Below are 5154 nucleotides of genomic sequence, written 5' to 3'. Positions count from 1 at the left end.
AGTGTAACAGTGTAACAAGTGTAACAGGGAAAGAGCAAGAGGGGGTAAAAGCAAAAACGTCATACACGTACAAAAGATACACCGAAAGTTTTAGAGAATGGTTGCAGTTACTGAATTACAGCAAAAGCGGTATTGATCGTATGCCCCGGCAGTTAGCCGAGTTCTTTAGTTGGTTGGAAAAAGAAGCCCGCCTGCCGGACGGACAGGGAGTAAAAGAGATCAGCAGCATTACAAGAACACACACCAAACTTTTTTACCATCACTTAAAATACCACCGCAAAAGTCAAAACAGCGGAGAGTTCTTAAAAAGCAGCACCCAGAACAGTTACATCCATTGCCTGAAACTCTTTGCCCATTACTTAGAAGAAACAGGCCAGGGAAAGCTGACCATAGATTTACCCTACGAACCCAAAGAAGTAACCAGGCGGGAAATCCTCACCTTAAAAGAAATAGACAGCCTGTACAATGCAACAACCGATGATGAAAAAGGATTAAGAGAAAGGGCTATACTGAGCCTGTACTACGGATGTGGTGTAAGAAGCAACGAAGGAATCCAAATGAACTTAGAGGACGTAATGACGGATAAGAAAATGGTGTACGTCAGAAAGGGCAAGCAGTACAAGGAAAGGTATGTGCCGTTTGTAGCCCATCAGCAAAAAGACTTTTTGTTATACCTGAAACATTGCCGGCCACAGCTTTTACGAAACCCGGAAGAACAGGCCTTTTTATTAGGAAATCAAGGCAAAAGAATCGGTTACGGCTTACTGCTTGGAACACTCAAAAGATTACAGGAAAGAACAGCAGATGAAAAACTACAAGCCAAAACCATCGGATTACACACTTTACGCCACAGTATCGCTACCCACCTACTACAAACAGGAATGAAGCTCGACAGCATCAGCCGTTTTTTAGGGCACAGCAAACTGAGAAGTACTCAGGCATATACCCATCTTGCCCATGAGATCGAGTAACTACATAACAGCATTAGAACATTACCTGAAAGAACGGCATTACCGAAACGGAACTATCCGGGACAAGAAAACATACATCTGCAGGTTTTTAGACTGGTTAGAAAGTGAAGCGTTGGAAGTGGAACAATGCAGCTACAGCGATTTACTGAACTTTATCCGGGAGTTGAAAAAACACCTCATTGCAGTAAGGCAACTCTACGAAAGTCAAATGAGCTTAGAGCACCTGAACTACAACCCTGCAGCGAATCTTTACATCAAAGGACACATCCAACGCCTGCCGCATGACCTTTTGAACCAAAAACAGTTAATCAAAATCTACAACAGTCTGCAACCAAAAACACCGGTACAGTACAGGGATAAAATGATCTTTGGAATGTATATCAACCAGGGACTGATTAGAAAAGAAATCGACCGGCTGACCGTTGAAGATCCGGACCTGGAAAAAGGGATCCTGCGGATCCGGAAAAACATCAAGCTCAATGAAAGGATATTGCCTTTAGCATCCTACCAGGTGATGAGTTTACACAAGTATTTACAGGAAATCAGACCGCAATTATTGAAACAAAGCAAAGGAGAAAAAGGCAAACGCTTGTTTTTTACTCTGGCTAACAATGAAAGCATGAACGACTGTTTAAAGTTCTTCCTCAGAGCCTTGAAAAAACAGCACCCGGAACTAAAAAGCTTCCACCAGATCAGGAGCAGTGTAATCAGCAAATGGATAAAAGAAAAGCCGATAAGAGAAGTACAATATATGGCAGGACACAACAGCATTACCAGTACGGAAAGATATAGGCAGATAGATTTACAGGATTTACAAGAGAGCCTGAACCGGTTCCATCCGATGAGATGAGAACTTGAAATCGCAAATTGCGATACCAAAAAATGAAAGAGTAATTTTACAAACCAAATAAAAACAGAAAATGAGTAAAGAAGTTACCATACCACAGGAAGTAATTTTAAGCAAGATATACGAGATAAGAGGTCAAAAAGTAATGCTGGACAGTGATCTGGCCGAATTGTATGGAGTTGAAACAAAAGCGTTAAAGCGAGCCGTAAGGCGTAACATTGACATCTTTCCGGAGCATTTTATGTTTGAACTGACCAAAGAGGAACACGAATCTTTGAGGTACCAAATTGGCACCTCAAACGAAGGAAGGGGTGGAACACGTTATCTGCCAATGGTTTTTACTGAACATGGAATCATCCATGCTGCCCATGTTTTACGTAGTCCAAGGGCCCGGAAAATGAGTGTCCGCATCACCGAGATTTTTATCAGAATGCGTGAAATATTACAAACTCATCAAGACTTATTTTTACAACTGGAAGAAATCCGCAGCAAGGTATCCGGTCAGGAAGAACAAATAGCACTGATTTTTGAATACATTAAGCAGTTCGAGCAAATAAAACAACAAGAGCTTGAACAGCAAAACCGACCACCAATAGGATACAAAACCGGCAAGAAGTAATTTATGGATACATTTGGATACGTTTTGGATATACCCACAAATCCAGACGCACTAATGCCCCCGCTTCGTTCCTCGCAAAACTCGTCACCCCGACACAGGAAACAAGGTATTCGTCATCAGTCGTCAGCAAAAAATCACGCCAAGCCTTTGCAGCACTTGTTTTTGATAGTGTTAATTTTTTAAGGTAAAAACAAGAGCTACAAAGCCCTGCGGGTCTCCGCTGCGCTTCGAGCTTGTCATGCTTTTTGCAGTTCCTCCTTCTTCCTCATGGCAGCCTACTGTGTCTTTTTTGCCACTTCTCTACACTCCGCTAAAGCTTTGTTCCGTTCAGTCGCAAAAAATCCACCGGCTGCCCATTATTTTGCTCGCCTGCGGGTCGCTGCGGGCTGCGGCTTGACTTTGTTTAATAAGCCTCCGGCAGGTAGGTAAGCCTTGTGTAGTGCGGTCAGCAAGCCTCGCCCCTCATTCTTCGGTTCTCCGTTTGCTGCCCTTCTACATAGCTGCAAGTCGCCTTCCTTCGTCAGGCTTTTACTTGCAGCACCCTTGCTCCACTCGCAGGACGGCTCGCGATGCTTGTCTGCTGCCCATTACGCTACGCTCCACAGTCAGCAGCCAGCCTTTTTAGCCGCAGGCGCTGTTCCCTGTGTTACCCACAATCCGTACACCTTCCGCCCTCAATCAAATGCAGTTCTCCGATTAACGTTTAGTGGTTCGGTTGGAGCATCAGCCAGGACAAAGGAAGCCCACCAGTCCACCGCACTACCAAACTTCCTTTATCCTGTCCGATGTGATTTTTTTTTCTTTCAAATGGGAAGCCCCGCAGGGAACTGAATAGCACATAATGGAAGCGTGTATAAGACATCGTTTTAAATGTGTTTTATACAGAATTATGTGCTTGTTGTTCAGTTGAAAATCTCAGTTGAAAGAAAAAAAGCCCCCGGAAAACAGTATCTTTATCGCCTGAAAAATGGGTTGCAGAAAACTATCATATTACGAAAATACTACTGCTTTTAGGGAAGCAAGCCCGTTAAAAGTGGTGTATAAAAATCCGCAAGTCTGCCGGAAAGAAAAACCTGTTTTTAGAGAAGTAGGTGAAACACTTGAACAAGGCGGGGGGAATTGGTTAAGCAGTCCTGTTGGAGATGCTCCTATTTCATCTGAGTTTATGTCTACCAGAAATTGTGCTGGGTGCTCCAATACTCATGGAGGTACGGACTATGCAGTACCTGTTGGCACTCCAGTTGTTGCAACTGCTCCCGGAACGGTAGCCAGGTCATACAGGTCAGGTTCATACGGGAATGTTGTTATTGTGAATCACGGAGAGGCAGCTCAAGGAAGTGGCAATGTTTATACCTTATATGCTCATGGGAGTTCTTTGCAAGTTCAACAAGGAGCAACAGTAAATACGGGGGATTTATTAATTAATTCCGGAAATACCGGGAGGTCAACGGGTCCCCATTTACATTATGAGGTAATTGTTACCCCGCATACTCCTTTCCAAAGTCAATTCTTTGGCAATTTGCAGATAAGACATGCGCCAACTGATTTAGGTTATTTCTTAGGCTACTAATCTATGGATAGACAAAAAATTATATTGTTTGCAGTTCTTTTGAGCATTTTTTCAAGCTCGTGTAAATCCGAGCCATCCAAAGATAGAAATGAACCTGAAAAGAAGGTTATTACTGAAAATCAAGCTTCGAATAATCAAGATACCACACAGGTAACAAAATTTGTTGATGATGATGAGTTTGTTTTTGGAGTAATTGATAATGATTTAACAATTTCTTACTTCAAGTCTCAGTTTAATCTAATAGAAAAGCAGGTAATACAAAATCAGCATAATCCTGCTTTGAGTGATACGGTTATGATTTTTAGCAATGGAAAGGACACGGCAAATTTTTATGTATCTCCTTCAAATACTATTCTTCAGGAAGCGGTCATTAACTCACAGGAAATTGTTTTGAATGACAGTATTAAAGTAGGTACTGATGATGAAGTCTTAAAAAGAAGGTTCAATTTGAAATCTATACCCGATTCACTTGTTGTCAAGGACTTTGAAAATAGCAGTTATTTCCTTTTTACCTTCCAGAAAAGTAAAATAGATCGGATAGTCTATAAGGCAAGGTATTATGATTGATACTTATATTACAAAGCTCCCTGCAGCTTCATTCTGTCAATAAAGGAATCCAGGAACACGTACACACATTCTTTTTCTTTGGTGGGTAATTTAGAAACCGCCTGAATCCTTTTTAACATGGTATCATCCAGTTCCATGTCGGTAGCTCCGGTCAGGTAGTCCAGTGAAACATTCATGGCCTGGGCAATCTTCACGGCCATCTCAATAGTAGGCCGTACTTCTCCACGTTCATAACGACCATAGGCATCACCACTAATGCCAATCTCTTTCCCGACTTCTGCCTGGGAAAGCTTTTTCTTTTTTCTCACCGTCATTAAACGCTCGCCAAAAGTCATAAATGTATTATTTAATGCATGAGATCAATGTTCTGAGCAAAAATACAAACAAAAGATGTAGTAAAAAAGTTAGGTATGTTTATTTGTGTAATACAATAATTGTAGATTTGCGACAAGTTTGTAGGATTTAAAATTTTTCAACAAAAATCACAAGCATGGAAATAAGCGACATAAAAAGCAAGCTCAGTTTATCAGACGTACTGAATTACTACCACTTAAAACCCGATAAACACCTGCGGTTGCAC

At 41.7% G+C, this 5154-nt stretch carries 6 protein-coding genes; 5 read left to right on the top strand and 1 reads right to left on the bottom strand.

The genetic code is table 11. From position 1 onward, the window contains the following. The 5 genes from J4G02_21430 to J4G02_21410 form a co-directional block, all read left to right on the top strand. A partial coding sequence (locus J4G02_21430) for a tyrosine-type recombinase/integrase (protein MCE2397082.1) occupies positions 1-971 on the top strand: 971 nt, incomplete at its 5' end. Between the two features lie 112 nt (positions 972-1083). Then, positions 1084-1821 carry a tyrosine-type recombinase/integrase gene (locus tag J4G02_21425; protein MCE2397081.1) on the top strand — a complete coding sequence of 246 codons (738 nt, stop codon included), beginning with the start codon at positions 1084-1086 and terminating at the stop codon, positions 1819-1821. Positions 1822-1891: 70 nt separating this feature from the next. Then, on the top strand, positions 1892-2437 hold the full coding sequence (locus J4G02_21420) for an ORF6N domain-containing protein (GenBank protein MCE2397080.1): 546 nt from the start codon (positions 1892-1894) through the stop codon (positions 2435-2437). A gap of 967 nt (positions 2438-3404) precedes the next feature. Continuing rightward, positions 3405-4007, top strand: coding sequence for a M23 family metallopeptidase (locus J4G02_21415; GenBank protein MCE2397079.1), 603 nt, complete (start codon positions 3405-3407; stop codon positions 4005-4007). A 3-nt stretch (positions 4008-4010) separates the two neighbouring features. After that, positions 4011-4574: a hypothetical protein gene (locus tag J4G02_21410; GenBank protein MCE2397078.1), complete on the top strand. Its 564-nt coding sequence runs from the start codon at positions 4011-4013 to the stop codon at positions 4572-4574. Between the two features lie 8 nt (positions 4575-4582). Here J4G02_21410 and J4G02_21405 read toward each other — a convergent pair whose 3' ends face one another. Further along, entirely contained in the window at positions 4583-4909 is a 327-nt protein-coding gene (locus J4G02_21405) for a helix-turn-helix transcriptional regulator (protein ID MCE2397077.1), read from the bottom strand. Positions 4910-5154 lie beyond the last annotated feature (245 nt).

The organism is Candidatus Poribacteria bacterium, assembly GCA_021295755.1.
Taxonomy (GTDB): Bacteria; Poribacteria; WGA-4E; order WGA-4E; family PCPOR2b; genus PCPOR2b.
This window is presented reverse-complemented; position numbering and strand designations above follow the sequence as displayed.